General features: G+C 63.8%; 15 protein-coding genes. 8 read left to right on the top strand and 7 right to left on the bottom strand.

Annotated features, from left to right (window positions below):
* Positions 1 to 2: 2 nt before the first annotated feature.
* From pilV (ABL840_RS38240) to ABL840_RS38230, 3 genes are read right to left on the bottom strand one after another with little or no spacing between them, the layout of a single operon-like run.
* A complete protein-coding gene (pilV, locus tag ABL840_RS38240; RefSeq protein WP_143042908.1) occupies positions 3 to 491 on the bottom strand; it encodes a type IV pilus modification protein PilV in 489 nt (162 codons plus the stop codon).
* An 8-nt stretch (positions 492 to 499) separates the two neighbouring features.
* The gene (locus ABL840_RS38235) at positions 500 to 1,129 is read right to left on the bottom strand and encodes a GspH/FimT family pseudopilin (RefSeq protein WP_093300564.1); all 630 of its coding nucleotides are present in this window, start codon (positions 1,127 to 1,129) and stop codon (positions 500 to 502) included.
* Positions 1,130 to 1,600 (bottom strand): type IV pilin protein, encoded by a 471-nt coding sequence (locus ABL840_RS38230; protein ID WP_093300178.1) that lies wholly within the window; start codon positions 1,598 to 1,600, stop codon positions 1,130 to 1,132. It lies immediately after the preceding gene.
* A gap of 208 nt (positions 1,601 to 1,808) precedes the next feature.
* Between ABL840_RS38230 and ABL840_RS38225 the strand changes: the two genes are divergently transcribed.
* From ABL840_RS38225 to ABL840_RS38195, 7 genes are all read left to right on the top strand, one after another.
* Complete coding sequence (locus tag ABL840_RS38225) at positions 1,809 to 3,452, top strand: Wzy polymerase domain-containing protein (RefSeq protein WP_176947411.1); 1,644 nt, start codon at positions 1,809 to 1,811, stop codon at positions 3,450 to 3,452.
* Between the two features lie 220 nt (positions 3,453 to 3,672).
* Complete coding sequence (locus tag ABL840_RS38220; RefSeq protein ID WP_093300177.1) at positions 3,673 to 4,248, top strand: GspH/FimT family pseudopilin; 576 nt, start codon at positions 3,673 to 3,675, stop codon at positions 4,246 to 4,248.
* 12 nt (positions 4,249 to 4,260) lie between these two features.
* A complete protein-coding gene (pilV, locus tag ABL840_RS38215; RefSeq protein WP_093300176.1) occupies positions 4,261 to 4,884 on the top strand; it encodes a type IV pilus modification protein PilV in 624 nt (207 codons plus the stop codon).
* Complete coding sequence (locus ABL840_RS38210; protein WP_093300175.1) at positions 4,881 to 5,885, top strand: PulJ/GspJ family protein; 1,005 nt, start codon at positions 4,881 to 4,883, stop codon at positions 5,883 to 5,885. Before pilV (ABL840_RS38215) ends, ABL840_RS38210 begins: the two co-directional genes overlap by 4 nt.
* Positions 5,882 to 6,514: a pilus assembly PilX family protein gene (locus ABL840_RS38205; protein WP_093300174.1), complete on the top strand. Its 633-nt coding sequence runs from the start codon at positions 5,882 to 5,884 to the stop codon at positions 6,512 to 6,514. Before ABL840_RS38210 ends, ABL840_RS38205 begins: the two co-directional genes overlap by 4 nt.
* A 3-nt stretch (positions 6,515 to 6,517) precedes the next feature.
* Positions 6,518 to 11,134: a pilus assembly protein gene (locus tag ABL840_RS38200; RefSeq protein WP_093300172.1), complete on the top strand. Its 4,617-nt coding sequence runs from the start codon at positions 6,518 to 6,520 to the stop codon at positions 11,132 to 11,134.
* The gene (locus tag ABL840_RS38195; RefSeq protein ID WP_093300170.1) at positions 11,131 to 11,610 is read left to right on the top strand and encodes a type IV pilin protein; all 480 of its coding nucleotides are present in this window, start codon (positions 11,131 to 11,133) and stop codon (positions 11,608 to 11,610) included. The genes ABL840_RS38200 and ABL840_RS38195 overlap by 4 nt, the downstream gene beginning before the upstream one ends.
* A 34-nt stretch (positions 11,611 to 11,644) precedes the next feature.
* On the opposite strand, the gene moaC is transcribed toward ABL840_RS38195, so the two are convergent.
* On the bottom strand, positions 11,645 to 12,127 hold the full coding sequence (gene moaC, locus ABL840_RS38190; protein WP_019653841.1) for a cyclic pyranopterin monophosphate synthase MoaC: 483 nt from the start codon (positions 12,125 to 12,127) through the stop codon (positions 11,645 to 11,647).
* Between the two features lie 54 nt (positions 12,128 to 12,181).
* Between moaC and ABL840_RS38185 the strand changes: the two genes are divergently transcribed.
* A complete protein-coding gene (locus ABL840_RS38185) occupies positions 12,182 to 13,747 on the top strand; it encodes a M48 family metalloprotease (RefSeq protein ID WP_093300169.1) in 1,566 nt (521 codons plus the stop codon).
* A gap of 39 nt (positions 13,748 to 13,786) precedes the next feature.
* Here ABL840_RS38185 and ABL840_RS38180 read toward each other — a convergent pair whose 3' ends face one another.
* From ABL840_RS38180 to ABL840_RS38170, 3 genes are all read right to left on the bottom strand, one after another.
* Positions 13,787 to 14,143 (bottom strand): phage holin family protein, encoded by a 357-nt coding sequence (locus ABL840_RS38180; protein WP_093196182.1) that lies wholly within the window; start codon positions 14,141 to 14,143, stop codon positions 13,787 to 13,789.
* A 96-nt stretch (positions 14,144 to 14,239) separates the two neighbouring features.
* Entirely contained in the window at positions 14,240 to 14,704 is a 465-nt protein-coding gene (locus tag ABL840_RS38175; protein WP_093195962.1) for a hypothetical protein, read from the bottom strand.
* Between the two features lie 81 nt (positions 14,705 to 14,785).
* The gene (locus ABL840_RS38170) at positions 14,786 to 15,535 is read right to left on the bottom strand and encodes a TerC family protein (RefSeq protein WP_093300167.1); all 750 of its coding nucleotides are present in this window, start codon (positions 15,533 to 15,535) and stop codon (positions 14,786 to 14,788) included.
* Between the last annotated feature and the right edge of the window lie 397 nt (positions 15,536 to 15,932).

Below are 15,932 nucleotides of genomic sequence, written 5' to 3'. Positions count from 1 at the left end.
GCTTACTTCTGTGGCTGGTCGAGCCGCGCAACCATGGTGTATTGGCGCTTGTCATCTCCCGGCGCCTGCCAGTAGATGGTGATGGTGACCGTGTTGGTGCCGAGGGCCGCGGTGGCACCCTTGTCCTCGCTCTTGATGGCCACGTCGGGTGGGTTGTCGGTGGTTCCAGGCAGTGCGCTGGCCCAGGCATCCTTCCAAGCCTTGTAGCCATCGCCGGTGGCCGCGAACTGGGTTTTCAGAACCGTATCGGATCGGTCGCTGACCCACATGCGGCTGATCAGGTCATTGGCTTGCAAGACCGCCGTCGACCTGTATTCCGCCGCCGATGCCTGCTTGACGGAGGTGATCTGCAGGCCGATCAGTCCGAGGATTCCGACCGAGAAGATCAGCAGCGCAACAAGCGCCTCCAGCAACACGATGCCGCGTTGGTTCTTGTTCGAGCGCAAGCCGCGGCTGCGTTGGATCGCGTGACGATGAGGACGTGTGTTCATGGTCTTCGTCAGGGAGTGCAGGCCATCGGATCACCGCTGCCGCGCTTGGGGTCGCACATGCGAATCTGCCCGCCTGCGGAAACGAGAACGCGCAGGCAACGCAGGGTGCCGCCGGACTCGGCCGCACAGGTACCTTTGCTGGATTTGATGTCGATGGCGCCATCCAGGATGTCGGTATCGGGAGAAGTCGTCTTCACGATGCGTCCGAGGCCGTTGAAGCCGAAGGTGCCCGCGTGGTCGCTGGTGATCGTGGCGCTGGCCCGGCCCGAGACGGGTTGACCCGACTGAAGGACAGTCGCATCGTCATTGCACTTCGAAGCCGGCGTGCCTGCCGATGCGAGGCTCACGACCCAGCTGGTGCCCGTCGTGGAAATCGCGCAGGAACTGTCGAGCGAGGTCGTGAACTGCATTCGCACGGGGGTGTTGCGCCGCACGGCCTCGGCACGTGCGAACTGCAGGCCGTTTTGCACCGACTCCGCCGTGCTGCGAATCTGCGAGTTGTAGATCCATTCGGTGAACGATGGCGCACCCATGGCAACGGCAATCGCGATGATGGCAATGCCGACCATGAGCTCGATCAACGACACACCTCGAAGGGCCGCCGTTGCAGCTGGACGGAAACGCGGCGCGGCTGGCATTCAGCACCCGCCCTTGTTGGTGATCCAGCAGTTGGTGCCAGCTGTCCAGCCTGTCTTGCCCTTGGAAGTCTTGCCTCCCTTCTGATCGAGCGTGAACTCGAATCCAGGCATGGTGCTCGTCTTGCCGCTCGCCTTCAGCGTGAAGGTATCGGCCGTGGCTGTGCAGGAAAAATCGAAGCTCTTGTTGGTGCTGGTAAGTGCCGTTGTCTGCGTATCGATCAGGCACTTGGTGGTGGAGCCGCTCAGGTTGTAGCTGCGACTGTCCTGATAGCCCTGTTCCATCCTTACCGCGAGCGCGGAAAGATTGGACGTCGCATCGGGGATGCGACCCCGCAGCACATATTCGCCATACAGCGGCACGGCAATCGCCGCGAGAATCCCGACGATCGCGACCACGATCATGATTTCGATCAGCGTGAAGCCATGCGACCGGGAATTGGCGATTCGGCTTCGAGCAGGTTGCTGTGTCATCGGGAGAACGCCTTTCAGCCCCGTCCGACAGAGTCGGAAACGAAGTGGAAACAATTGAACATAGTTGTTAAATGGTGTCTTCAAATGTTTACGTTTACAAAGCCTCTCGTCTCCCCCCGATGACCATTCGTCGGCAAGTCAGCCCGGCACAATGGGTCGAATGACGTCTGCGCGGTACCTGCCGACTTCGGTTGGCCTGTTTACAAAGATGCTCGGCTTCATCCGCGTGGCTCTCGTTGCGTTAACTTTTGTTTGCCCCTTGGTCGGGGGGCCATCTGTCAGCGTTTGGCAGTTGCTTGTTTCCTGGGCTTGTCTGGCGGGGCTGTTGCTGAGCGGGCCCGTCGGCACGCCCACGCCACGGATTTGGGTGTGGCTTGGGCTGGGAGGCTTTCTTGTTGCGCTTTCCGGCTGGAGCGGGTTGGCAGCATGTCTCGCAATTGCCGGAATCGCCGCGGCCGCGAGTGTGGGCAGTGCACCGGCGTGCGATCAGGGAGGTGCTTCGCAGTTATTGGCGAGGGGCGTGCTTGTCGCCGGGCTCATCAGCGCCGTTCTGGGCTTGCTGCAGTACTACGGGCTTGCCGAACCGCTCGTGCCGTGGACCACTTCGCCGGCGCTGGGGCAAGCTTATGGCAATCTCCGCCAGCGAAACCAGTTTGCGACCTTGATCAGCATGGCTTGGTGCGCTGCCCTTTGGCTCTATGCCACCAACGAGGCATTACAGGTTCGGCGTGGTTTGGTGGCGGCGGCCGGGCTCTTGCTGATTGCCGCGGCAGCGTCGACTTCGCGTACGGGCCTTCTGCAACTGCTGTCGATCACCGGCGTGGCAACGCTGATCGCAATGCGAGAAAGGCGAAATGCACCTGAAGGCAGCATTGCCACCTGTCGCCTCCCGAGTCCGAAGTGGCTGGTCGCGACCATCCCGTTGTACTTTGCGATCGCCTGGGTGCTTCCGCAGCTGACAAGCGGTGGCGACGGCGCAGTCGAAGGCATGCTCCAACGCCTGCACACCGGCGCACCCGAAGACCACAGCCGCCTGATCCTGTGGCGCAACGTACTCACGCTGATCGCCCAGCACCCCTGGACTGGCTGGGGATGGGGCGAGCTCAGCTTCGCGCACTACAGCACTCAATACGACGGCGCCCGGTTCGTCGAAATCCTCGACAACGCCCACAACCTTCCACTGCACCTGGCGGTGGAGCTGGGCATTCCCGCCGCCGTGCTGATCTGCGGCGGCTTTCTCTGGATGGTGATTGCCGCGCGGCCCTGGCGTGAACGCGATCCGGCTCGCCTGATGGCCTGGGGCATGCTGGGTGCGATCGTGCTGCACAGCCTGCTCGAGTACCCGCTCTGGTACGGCCCGTTCCAGCTGGTGTTCGGCCTGTGCCTCGGCATGCTTTGGCCGGGCAGGGCGCGTGTTGCGATCCGACCTGCGCTGTCATTCTTGGTGGCGGGCGTCATGCTGCTGGTCGTGGGGCTCGCCGGCTGGGACTACGTCCGCGTCAGCCAGATCTATCTGCCACCCGACGAACGGCTCTCCGCGTACAAGGAAGACACGCTCGCCAAAGTGCGGGGAACGTGGTTGTTCGCGCGCCAGGCCGAGTTCGCGGAGCTGACGCTGACCACCGTGACGCCAGCGAATGCCGCCGAGGTGCATTCGCTGGCGCAGCGTGTGATTCATTTCTCGCCGGAGCCGCGCGTCATCGTCAAGCTGATCGAAAGCGCCGAACTGCTGGGCCGCGAACGCGAAGCCGAGGCGCAGGCGGAACGTTTCCACGATGCTTTTCCGCAGGAGTTTGCGCGCTGGCTGAAAGAGGCCGATCGGGATCCTGCGCGACTGGCCGCGCCGCAATAGAAGAAGACCTCGAGACGAGGCTCTGCACGCACTGCCGTCGGCGCATCGTGCGTCAGGCACCTGCCGGCGGCACCCGATTTCTCTCAGCGGCGTTGCCCGGAATACAGCGAAGGCGTCGAGCGGTCGCGTGCGGGTGACAAACGGCGATTTAGTACTTTCAAACTCATTTAGCATCGAGAGACACATATAGACACAACGTTGCGAGGGGAGGATTCCAGCCATGTACTGGAAGCGCAAGGTGTTTCATTCAGGCGGCTTCACGCTCGTCGAACTCGTCGTCGTCATCGCGATGATGGGGGTACTGCTCGCATTGGCCGTGCCGAGTTTCGTGGCGATGCAAAGGAACTCCGCAGCCGCAACGCTCGGCAACGAATTCGCCATGGCGGTCGGCTTTGCGCGCTCGGAGGCCATCGCAAAGAACAAGTGCGTCACCGTCTGTGCGCCCGAGGACATCACCGTCGCCGCCCCGACCTGCGCCGACGAGGGGCGCGAATGGAGCAGCGGGTGGATCGTGTTCTCGAATCCCAAATGCGACAGCGTCGCCACCGACGACACGGCGGAGTTGCTGAAGTTCTATATCGGCAGGACGGGCGGCCCCACGCTGACCGCACCCACCAGCAAGGTCGCGACGCTGCGGTTCGACGCGCGCGGCCGCTCGAGTCTTCCGGGGCAGCAAGCGCTGGATCTCGTTCCCGCAGGCGGCTCCGTCACCAAGCTCGTGTGCCTGGACATGATGGGGCGCGCCCGGATCGGCAACGTCGGCGCCATCAGCTGCAACGACAGCAATCAGAACTAGGTGGGAGTGCGAATGATGATGACGTATCGCACTCGGCAATCGGGTGTGGCGCTGATCGAGGCGCTGGTTGCTCTCCTGATCTTTTCGCTCGGCCTGGTTGCCATCGCAGGCCTGATGGCCGCCGCGGTGAAGTACCAGACCGGCAATGAAGCCCGGCTGAATGTCTCGGCCGCGATCAACGACCTGTCCGAGAGGCTGCGCATCAACGCGCCCGGAGCCAATGGATATTCGGGGGTCATCGGAGGTGCGCGGGCAACCGGGACGGGCTATCAGTTGACCGAGACCTACTCGGAGCAGGTCGCCGAGGCAGTCGCGGATTCGCCGACGGATTGCGGGCAAGTCGTCTGTTCACCGGCGGAGCTGGCCGTCTTCGATCTCGCCAGCTGGAAGAACATCCTGCGCACCGCTTTTCCGGGCGGGGCGGGCTACATCACCGGGGACGTCAGTTCGGGCTTCGACGTCAGCGTCATGTGGTTCGACAAGAGCGCGGTGGATGAAAAGGGCGCTGCCGTGCAACCGGCCAGCTGCACCGGCAAGGTCAAGGATCAGCAAACGGTGTCCGCACGCTTCTGCTGCCCCGAGGGAGCAGAAGCGCCGGCTGGAGTGCGTTGCTACACCGCGAGGGTTCTTCCATGAAGACGCGTGCCTGCAGGTCACGCGGCCTCACATTGGTCGAGCTGCTGGTCGCGATCGCGCTCGGGCTGCTGCTCGTCGCTGCGGCCGGCTACCTGCTCGTCTCGACGACGCGAGTTTCAAGGGCCGTCGACGCCAACGCCCAGCAGCAGGAAGCCGCCAGCGTCGTGCTGGACATCATCGGCCGCGACCTGAAGAACGCGGGCTTCTATCCAGCCAGCTTTCCTGTTTCGGTCGAATCCTCCAGGTTCCAGGGGACCTATTCGAACGTCGTCTCGACTTCGGTCGAGGCGTTCGACCAGGGGATCTTCGGATGCAGCGAAGGGCTGTTCGACGTCGCGAATGGCACCTGCCCTGCATCCAAGTCAACGGAGCCCGATTCGCTCGTCGTCAACTACTTCTCTGCCGACAACTTCGAGGTCGAAGGCGTCGGCACGAGAAAAGACTGCCTGCGCCAGGACGTGGAGCTCGCCGAGTTCAATGGAGCCAGGTACAACGAAGCCCGCGCCGGCTCGGGAGCCAAAGGCACCGGCACCGTCGCGCTGCCGCTCTTCATCAGCAACGTCTACGGCCTCGGGGCAAGCTACACCTACAAGCAGGATGGCCGCTCCATCTCGACGCGAAGCTTCCGCTGCGCCGGCAACGGGCCCAACACCAAACCCCATCAGCCCATCGTCTCCGGCGTCACCCAATTGAGGTTTCGCTACGGGGTTTCGGAGGCCGATACCCTCGAAGCTCCCGCACGCTTCTTCACGGCAGCGGAAGTCGGCGGTCTTCCGGTTGCCACCATCAACGGGGAGCGCAAGACCGCCTGGCAGCGCGTCGTCGCCGTGCAGGTGTGCGTCGTGACCAAGACGCTCGACGCCACCGTGAGGCAGACATCGAGCGGCAGCTATGTGGACTGCGATGGCGCGTCCGTCGCGTTCGCCGATTCCGATCGCGCCGTCTACAAGCAGCAGACCCGCATCTTCGGCGTTCGCAACAATCTCACGAGGACATTTTGAAGACCTCGCGCCACCCGGCCGCCGAGCGCGGACTTGCCATGGTCGTCGTGCTGGCCTTCATCCTGATCCTCTCGGGCGTTGCCGCCTTCACCGTGCGGCGCGTGATGTTCGGCGAGCACGTTGCGCGCAACGTGCTCGACATCGAAATCGCCAGGCAGGCGGCCGAGGCTGCCTTGCGCGATGCGGAGCGGGACATCTCCCTGACTGCCGACGTCGCAGGCGCGACCTGCACCCGCGGCGACGATCGTCCGATCAAGTCGGCCTACAGCGAACCGAACTTCGGTACGGATTGCCCCCGCGGCCAGTGCCGTTTCGGCGAGCAAAGCCCCGCAGCCTATTACGCAGCCAGCAACTCCAAGGCCGAGACCAACCCCGAGCCTTGGTGGCCTGCGGGCAAAGGGGGCGTCGGCTGGAAGGCATCCCCGCCATCCGGTTGTTCGTTCACTGGAGCGGTGCCTCTCGGCACCTTCACCGGTACGCCAGGCGTCAAGGGCGTGTCGCGTCAACCCGAATATCTGATCGAGTACATGCAGCGCGGGGAAGACATCTATTTCAGGAATACCGCGCGTGGCTGGGGCCTCGATCCGAATACGGAGATCGTGCTGCAGAGCTATTTCAAGCGAAGCTGAAAAATGAAATCATCGATCCTGAAGTTTGCAGCGATGCTGGCGCTGCTTGGAAGCGGGGCCGCCAACGCCCAGATCCAGGCGATTCCGCCCAACGTGAGTCCGGCTCCGAATCTCCCGATGGTCGTGCTGAACGTGTCGAAAGACTACAGCATGTTCAGCCGTGCCTATACGGACTATGAAGACCTGAACTTCGACGGCAGCATCGACTACTTTTTCTTGCCGTACTTCAAGTACTACGGCTACTTCGATCCCACGAAGTGCTACAGCTACAGCACTCAAAGCGGTAACTTCGTGCCGGATTCCTTTGCAGACAGGGAGGCGGTTGCCGGGGATCCAGCGGGCTCGAAAAGGTATTACTGCGCCGCTGCATCGGCGACTACTTCAAATCTCTGGAGCGGCAATTTCCTGAACTGGGCCACCATGTCCCGGATGGATGTCCTGCGCAAGATACTTTACGGGGGCTTGCGCTCCACGGACGAAGCCGGCTCATCGGGAGGCTCCGGAAAAACCGTGCTCGAGATGGCCTTCGTCCCGAGAAACAGCCAGGCCTATGCGAAGTACTACAACGGCAGCGACCTGATTCGCCTGACGCCGTTCTCCTATTCCAGAGGGCTCACCCTTTGCCGGCGACATGAAAACCCGGGGAGCAGCGATACACAGGAATCGCAGGTATCCAGCTTGCGTCCGGTAATTCGTGCGGCCGAAGGCAACTACATCCTCTGGAACATGACGGAAGTGCTGAGCTGCAACTGGGCGGGAGAAAACGGCTACACGTGGCAGGTTCCCACGGTCAGGTTCATGACCGACAACTACGTGGGAGCTGGCGGTGCGTCGACCCACAGCAGCAGCATTCCTTCCGTGGCTGGCGAGTACCTGGCCCGCGTGGAGGCTTGCAAGAAGGACCTCGTCGGAGAAGAGCGCTGCAAGCAGTATCCGAACAAGAACCTGAAGCCTATCGGCCTGCTGAATGAATTCGGTGAAAGTGACGACTACGGACGGCGCGCGGCCAGGGCCGAATTTGCGATGTTTCTCGGCTCCTTCGATACCAATCTCGATGGCGGCGTGCTTCGCAAGAACATGTCCGAAGTCAACGATGAAATCGATGCGCAGACCGGCGTATTCAAATCTTCGTCCGATGCCAATGAGCGGGGCATCATCTATTCGTTGAATCAGCTGAGGCCCTTTGGATACAACCCGAAGACGGGCAAATACTCGAAGAGCTGTACTTCCGACAACATCAAGAACGGAGATTGCCCGGCCTGGGGAAACCCCATCGGCGAGATCCTCCTGGAAGGGCTTCGCTACTACGCCGGAAAGGCTCCCCTCTACAGCGGTGGAAGCAATGACGCGCAGCTCGGGCTTCCGTCTCCCGCCTGGATCGATCCGCTGAAGGCAAACCCGACCCATGCGGACTCGAACAAAACGAGAGAAGGGCTCTACGGAAAGAACATCTGCCGGCCACTCAACATGGTCACCATCTCCAGCGGCGTGGCGACGTTCGATGGAGACAAGATGAGCGCACTGGACGACCGCTCTTCGGGCATGGGCGCACCGCAGAGCGCCGCCTACTACACGAATCTGATCGGCGGCTCCGCGCAGGAAGGTATTTCAAGCACGACCCGGCTGGCAGGCTCCAACGGTACGGCCGTTGATGGCATCTGCACCGGCAAGCTCATAGGGGACCTGAGCCTCGTGGCAGGCCTTTGTCCCGAGGCACCGAACATGCGGGGCACTTACCTCGGTGCCGGTGCCGCTTACTACGCGCACGTGAACCGCATCCGCTCGGATCTCACTGTTCCTGCGGACGCGAACTCCAAGGTGCTGAAGGTCCGGCAGTACGCGGTGACGATGTCGGGCGGATCCGCGTCCATCCGCATTCCGGTTCCGAGGTCCAATCCGCAGAAGTACGTCTTCATCACTCCTGCCAGCATCGATTGGAGCGGTGCGACTCCTCTTCCAGGCAACATGGTGGACTTCAAGGTCTTGAGGCGCGGCGCGAATGGCGAATCCGGGACCTTTCTCGTGCTTTGGCAGCACCAGGCACTGGGCGAGGACCAGGATCAGGACATGTTGGGGTCCATCCGGTACGAGACCGATTCGAGCACCACCCCGCCCACGCTGCGTGTCTTTACGCAAACGCTGGAGTCGAACACCGGGGTCTCCAAGCCGTTCGCCTTCGGCTACACGATGGTGGGCAGCGACAAGGATGGAAGCCACTTCCACAGCAGCATCAACAACTATGTCTCCAGCGAGTCGACTGCGACCTACGCCGCGTCGAGCGTGCAGACCGAGCCCAGGAATACGGAAGAAAAATGCTATCTGAACGATGACGGAAGCAGGCCGAGCGGATGGAGCTACGCCAGGGCACCGCGCCTGTGCGTGAAGATCGGCAGCAACTTCGTGAAGGGCGAGACCCAGCTCAGCTACCAGATGCTCGGCTCGAGCGACGCCGTGATCCAGGATCCGCTCTGGTACGTTGCCAAGTACGGCGGCTTCAGGGACGACGAGAAAAAGCCGACCGGACTGCCGGACGCCGTGTCCAAGTGGGACGCCAAACGTGCCGATGGCGCTGCCTGCGGGGCCGCCGGTCAACCCGGTTGCAACGACGGCATTCCGGACAACTATTTCCTGGCACGGCGCCCGGATCTGCTTGAAGAATCGCTGCGGCAAGTCTTTGCGGACATCACCGGAAACTCGAACTCTGCCCCTGCCGTATCCCGGCCCGACCTGCGTGCCGGCGACTTCAAGTACGTCGCGAACTTCTCGGCGTCCGATCTGCACGGCGAGTTGCTGGCGTATCGACTGGACACCGCGGGAAATTTTGTCGGCACGCCCGCCGCGAAGGGGCATGTCAATCTGACCAACGCGGGGACTCGCGCGATCATCACGAACCTCGGAACTGCCGGGGTGCCGTTCACTTATGTGGGCCTGGATGTGCCTGCAGGCGCCGGATACCTGGCCGAACTCGATGCCTCCTCGACAAGCGTGCGGCGAGACATCATCAATTACATGCGCGGCACTCGCACCAAGGAGAAGCTGTCCGGAGGTACTTTCCGCGACCGGAATTCGGATTCGATCATGGGTGGCGTGGTGAACTCCAACCCCTGGCTGCAGGACTTGCCCGTGGCCAACTTCTTCGGCCCAGCCTTCCCGGGCTACGGCAAATTCAAGTCCGCGCAGAAGTCGCGGCCCAAGCTGGTCTGGGTTGGGGCGGGAGACGGCATGTTCCACGCCTTCACGGCCGACGCGCTGATGCCGGTGATGTCCTATGTGCCGCAGGCACTTGCCTCGCGCCTCAAGGAGATTCCGAACGCGACGGTGACCGACATGCGCGCCTATGCGGACGGCTCCCCCTTCACCGCGGACGTGATGACTTCCGCCAGGACGGATCCGTGGAAAACCTATCTGTTCTCCAGCCTGGGGCGTGGCGCGAAGGCGATCTTCGCGCTCGACGTGACGTCGCCGGCCCGGCTCACCGAGGGAAATGCCACCGAGACCTACAAGTGGCAGTTCACCGCCGCGGACGATGCCGATCTCGGCTATGTGATCTCCGAAGGGGGAACGCATCCGGCAAGCAATCAGGCTGCTCAGGTCGCCAAGATGGCGAATGGCAAGTTCGCGGTGCTCTTCGGCAACGGCGTGTCCAGCATTTCGGGCAAGACCGTGCTCTACATTCTTTTCGTGGACGGCCCGAATTCCGACGGCAAGTGGGTCAACAACACCCACTACAAGCGCCTGGAAGTCGGCACGGCGGGCGGCAACGGATTGATGCAGCCGACCTGGCTCGACACGAACGACGACGGCATCGCCGACGCGATCTACGCCGGCGACCTCAAGGGCAACATGTGGAAGTTCGATGTCTCCAGTGCCGAGGTGACAGAGTGGAAGGAGGCCTACGGCAAGCCGCTGTACGTCGCCTTGGACGCGTCGAACAACAGGCTTCCGATCACGACCGCGCCGGCGCTGCGCTTTCACCCCAACGGCGGGCAGATCGTGGTCTTCGGTACAGGCCAGTCGATATTTTCCGGAGACTTCCCCGACACGGGACGCAGTCACCGCATCTTCGGAATCTGGGACAAGGCGAGCTATGCCGCGAACCCCGGCACCATCCCCTCGGGTGTGACCGATCTTCAGGAGCGCAGCTGGAGCCTCGATGCGAAGACCGATGCGGTCGTCCAGAACGCAACCAGTGCGGTCGATTGGGGCACCAGGAAGGGCTGGTATGTGGGCATTCCGATGCCTTCGGGGATGGTGCTGAGCAATCCGAAAGCCACCGGCAAGGACGTCAACATTCCCATCGTCTACAAGAAAGCGGCGGAGGGTGTCGTGTGCGCCGCCAGCGCGGCGGGTGCGGACGTGCAGGTGAATGGGGTCACGGGAGTCTCCACGACGAACCTCTTCGGCATTGCCGGCGCCGCGGGCGATGTGATCGGCATCGTCGGCCTCGACCAGCGCTTCGCCATTCCCGAGGACTCGACCAGCCGGTGCGCGGCGGGGCTCTCCTGCTCCCGGATAGTGGGGCCGAACACAGACGTCACGATGAGGAAGAACACCACCCAATCGCGAATCTTCTGGCGCGAGATCCCTGGCCTGAAGACAACCGTGGAGAAGCACCGATGAGCGCGGCGCGCAAACGTGCGGGAGGCTTCACGCTGATCGAGGTGATGATCACGGTGGTCATCATCGCGATCCTCAGCGCCATCGCCTACCCGAGCTACAGGGAGCAGATTGCCAAAGGCAAGCGCGCCCAGGTGAAGGCTTCGCTCTCCCAGGCCCAGCAATGGCTGGAGAGGCACTACAGCGAAAACTACAGCTACGCGAAGGCGGCAAATGGAACGGACGTCAACCAGGATGGCGGAGCGTTCAAGACGCAGTTCGGCACTTCGCCCTTGCCAGGCGAAGGCGCCGCGAACTACAACATCGCGCTGACACCCACCGGCAAGGGGGCCGGCTACACCCTGAAGGCAACGCGCACGGGCTCGATGAGCGGCGACCGTTGCGGCGACTACGTCGTCACCAGCACGGGACGGAAATCGGTCGAGAACTACACGGGCTTCAACGCTGCGCTGGCGGCAGCGAGCGAGTGCTGGAACTGAGCCGCGGTTTTTGCGAAGGCCTTGCGAAGGCGGGCTACCCCGCCACCCAGCTCCCCGACTTCCCCCCATGCTTTTCCAGCACATGCACATCGGTGATCCGCATCCCCCGATCCACCGCCTTGCACATGTCGTAGATCGTCAGTAGCGCTACCTGCACCGCAGTCAGCGCCTCCATTTCGACCCCCGTCGGCCCCACGGTCTCGACAGTCGCGGTGCAAACCACCTGCGGCGCGCTTCCCGCATCGGCCAGCGCGAAAGCCACCGCCACCCGCGTCAGCGCCAGCGGGTGACACAGCGGAATCAGGTCGCTGGTCTTCTTCGCCGCCTGGATGCCCGCGATGCGCGCGATGCCCAGCACGTCGCCCTTCTTCGCCGTGCCGGACTCGATGAGCGCCAGGGTCGCCGCCTGCATCTCGATGCGGCCTGTGGCGACCGCCACGCGGTGGGTTGCCGGCTTGGCGGCGACGTCGACCATGTGGGCCTGGCCCTGGGCGTCAAAATGGGTGAGGGTGCTCATGGGTGAACGATCAGGTTGGAGGTGCATCATACGAGCCCGAGCCACAGACGAGGAATGCCGCGCTTGACTCCCCAACGCCACTCCAGAAGCCAGCCAACGCCCGCCCTGCGAGCGTTATGCGCTAGCGTTTTGATAGCTTCACAGGTGCTGATGCCGGTACCCGCGCTGGCGCAGATCCAGCAGGTGCTTCCCGGCATGGGCGACGGCGGCGAGATGACCGCCAGCGCCGAGCGCCATCTGGGCGACCAGATCGCCCGCGAGCTGTACCGCGACACCGACTACATCGACGACCCCGTGATCGCCGCCTACGTGCAGGAGATCTGGCAGCGCCTGCTGGTCGCCGCCCGTGCGCGCGGCGAGCTCACGCCGGAGCTCGACGAGCGCTTCGCCTGGACGATCCTGCTGGGCCGCGACCGCAACATCAATGCCTTCGCGCTGCCCGGCGGCTACCTGGGGCTCAACCTGGGCCTGGTGGCCGCGGTCGGCAGCCGCGACGAACTGGCGACGGTGCTCGGCCACGAACTCTCGCACGTCACGCAGCGCCACATCTCGCGCATCATGACCCGCCAGGGCAAGCAGATGCCGCTGATGATCGCCGGCCTGATCCTGGGGATGATCGCCGCCAGCAAGAGCCGCAACGGCGATGCCGGCCAGGCCATGATCATGGGCAGCCAGGCGATGTTCGCGCAGAACCAGCTGAACTTCTCGCGCGACATGGAGCGCGAGGCCGATCGCATCGGCTTCGGCGTGATGACGCAGGCCGGCTTCGCGCCGCAGGGCGCGGCCGCGATGTTCGAGAAGCTGCAGTACGCCTCGCGCCTCAACGACAACGGCTCGTACCCCTACCTGCGCAGCCACCCGCTGACGACCGAGCGGATCTCCGACATGCAGGGCCGCTTCCAGTTCCGCATGGACGCCGCGCCGCCGCTGCCGCTGGCGATGGACCACGCGATGATCGCCTCGCGCGCCCGCGTGCTGACGCGCCCGGGCGTCGACGTGCTGCGGCTGTGGATCGATGCCGCCTCCAGCGGCGAGTTCGCGAAGAGCACCCCGGCGCAGCAGGCCGGCACGCTGTACGCGGCAGCGCTGTCGGCGAAGGAGATGCGCGACTACAAGGCCGCGCGCGCTCTGGTCGAGCGGCTGGTCGCGCGCACGGCGGACGATCCGGCTGCGGCGAAGCAGGCGCGCTGGCTGAACGCGGAGATCGAGCTCGCCGCCGGTGGAGCGCCCAAGGCGGCTGCGCTGCTCGACGTCAAGTCGAAGGAGCGGCCCGAGATGCTGCTCGCCGCCGAGGCTGCCACCGCAATGCGCCAGCCCGCGCCGATGATTCCCGTGCTGCGCGACTGGGTGGCCGCGAATCCGCGCGATGCGACCGTGTGGCGCGCGCTCGGCAACCTCTATGGCGCGCAGAACGACACGTTGCGCGCGGTGCGCGCCGACGCCGAGGCGAACGTGGCGATCCTCGACTACCCGGCGGCGCGCGACCGCTTCAAGGCGGCGCAGGAACTCGTGCGCCAGTCCAGGGTGGTCGATCACTACGAGGCGTCGATCATCGACACCCGGGCGCGAGCGGTGGAAGTGCTCGTGAAGGAGCAGGCGGCGGAGCCGCCGTTGAAGTAGGAGCAGGCGGCAGCGGCAGTTGCCGCCGACTACTGATGCTCAGCGCCGGGAGGAAAGCAGCCCGCCCAGCGCGGACTCGATCAGCAGTCCCAGCAGCGAGTACAGCAGCGAGCCGATCAGCGCGGCCAGGAAGCCGTTCACGTGGAAGCCGCCCAGCAGCCCCGAGGCGGCCCAGAACAGCAGCGCGTTGATGACGAACAGGAAGAGCCCGAGCGTGACGATGGTGACCGGCAGCGTCAGCACCACCAGCACGGGCCGCACGATCATGTTGAGCAGGCCGATCACCGCGGCCGCGATGAGCGCGGAGCCGAAGCTGTTGACCTGGACACCGCTGTAGAGATAGGCCACCGCCAGCAGCGCCACGGCGCTGAGCAGCCATTTGAGGATGATGCGCATGGCGGCAGGATACCCCAGCACTCGTAAAAGACAACGAGCCCCGGTGCGTTGCCGCGCCGGGGCTCGTCGGGGAAGTTTCTTCCTGCGGTTGCGGTCTTACTCGGCCAGCTCGTTGGCCAGCACCAGCAGCGCACCCATGCCCATCACTGCGCCGGGAAAGGCCCAGCCCGACTGATGGGGCGGCGTCTGGTCCGGCGTCACCGGCTCCAGGTCGACGCCGATCTTCGGGCGGCGTGCATCGACCACGTGAACGGCCGAATGCTCGCGCTTGAGCTGGGCGGTGAGCTCGGCCAGCGGGCCCTTGGCCAGCACCGGCGTCACCTGGCCGCCGTTGCGCTCCAGCAGCGGCGTCATCTGCGCCTGCACCTTGCTGAACCACTTGGCGCGCCAGTTCTCGCGCGCGCTGTGGCTCACCCACTTGCTGATGCGATGCGTCATGCGCGGAGCGCAGGCCACGAGCACCCAATGGCGCGCCACGACACTGTTCGCATCCGGCGCGAGTTCGGCGAACTGCTCGCAGGCATAGGTGGCGTCGTCGACGTAAAGAATGATCTTTTCCATTGCGTGCTCCTTCAGGTAGTTAGAGTGACAGAGACTGGTTTGGACAGGAAGTTCGTGGCAGGGGGCAATGACTCGCGGCGATCAGCCGGTCGTCACCGCCGATTCTTCGGGCTTGCTGCGGGCGTGGCGTGCGGCCACCCACTTGCCGATCACCAGCACCAGCAGCGCACCGATGACGCCAGCCGCGTACTTGATCGTGTCGGTCTGGGGCAGCTTCGGCACCCAGGTCCAGGCAGCGGTGTTCGCCAGGGCGGGGTCGGAAACGGCCATCGTGCCGGCGATCCAGCCGAGCAGCATGCCGCCGGCGGTGATGATCATCGGGAAGCGGTCCATCAGCTTGATGACCAGCTGGCTGCCCCAGACGATGATCGGGATGCTCACGAGCAGGCCGAAGATCACGAGCGGCATCTGGTGGCTGTCGCCGGCACCTTGGGCGGCGCCCGCGATGGCGATCACGTTGTCGACGCTCATCACGAGGTCGGCCACGATCACGGTCTTGACCGCGCCCCACAGCTTGTCGCTGCCGGTGATGTTGCCGTGGGCGTCGTCATGCTCGGGAGCCAGCAGCTTCACGCCGATCCACAGCAGCAGGATCGCGCCCACCAGCTTCAGGAACGGAATGGCCAGCAGGGTCAGCGCGAAGAAGATCAGGATCACGCGCAGCACGATGGCGCCCGCGGTACCCCACAGGATGCCCTGGGTGCGCTGGGCAGGCGGGAGCTTGCGGCAGGCCAGCGCGATCACCACGGCGTTGTCGCCGCCCAGCAGGATGTCGATCATGATGATCTGACCGACTGCGACCCAGAACTCCGGGGTCATGAACATTTCCATAGGTTTCCTCTTTGTCTTCGCGCCCCTGCCTCTCCCTTCGGGGACGACGACGGAAGGCGCATGGCTATGCGTTTCGATTCATCCTGAGCGGGTGAGTCGAAAGCGAGGAATGAAGTCCGGGTGACACCGGGAGCTTGCGAGCGCTTCGACCAAACCTGCACAGGTTCAAATCGAAGGTCTTGCTCGACAGCGCGCGCGCAAGAAAACGCGCGTACGTTGCCCGGCAGGCCGGAAGTGTTTTGCTTCGTATTGACGACCTGACGATTCGCGCTGCCGTAGACGACAGCGGTCGGGAGCTACTCCCCTTCGTGCGCGGATTAGAGCATCGATGCTCTCGGCGGCGCAATCGAAAGTTTTCAGAAATTTAAAGAGAAGCGCTTCGGAATGCCCATGGATA

The organism is Variovorax sp. NFACC27 (assembly GCF_048301545.1).
Classification (GTDB): Bacteria; Pseudomonadota; Gammaproteobacteria; order Burkholderiales; family Burkholderiaceae_C; genus Variovorax; species Variovorax gossypii.
Note: the sequence above shows the minus strand (reverse complement) of the source record. Positions and strands in the feature narration are given on the sequence as shown.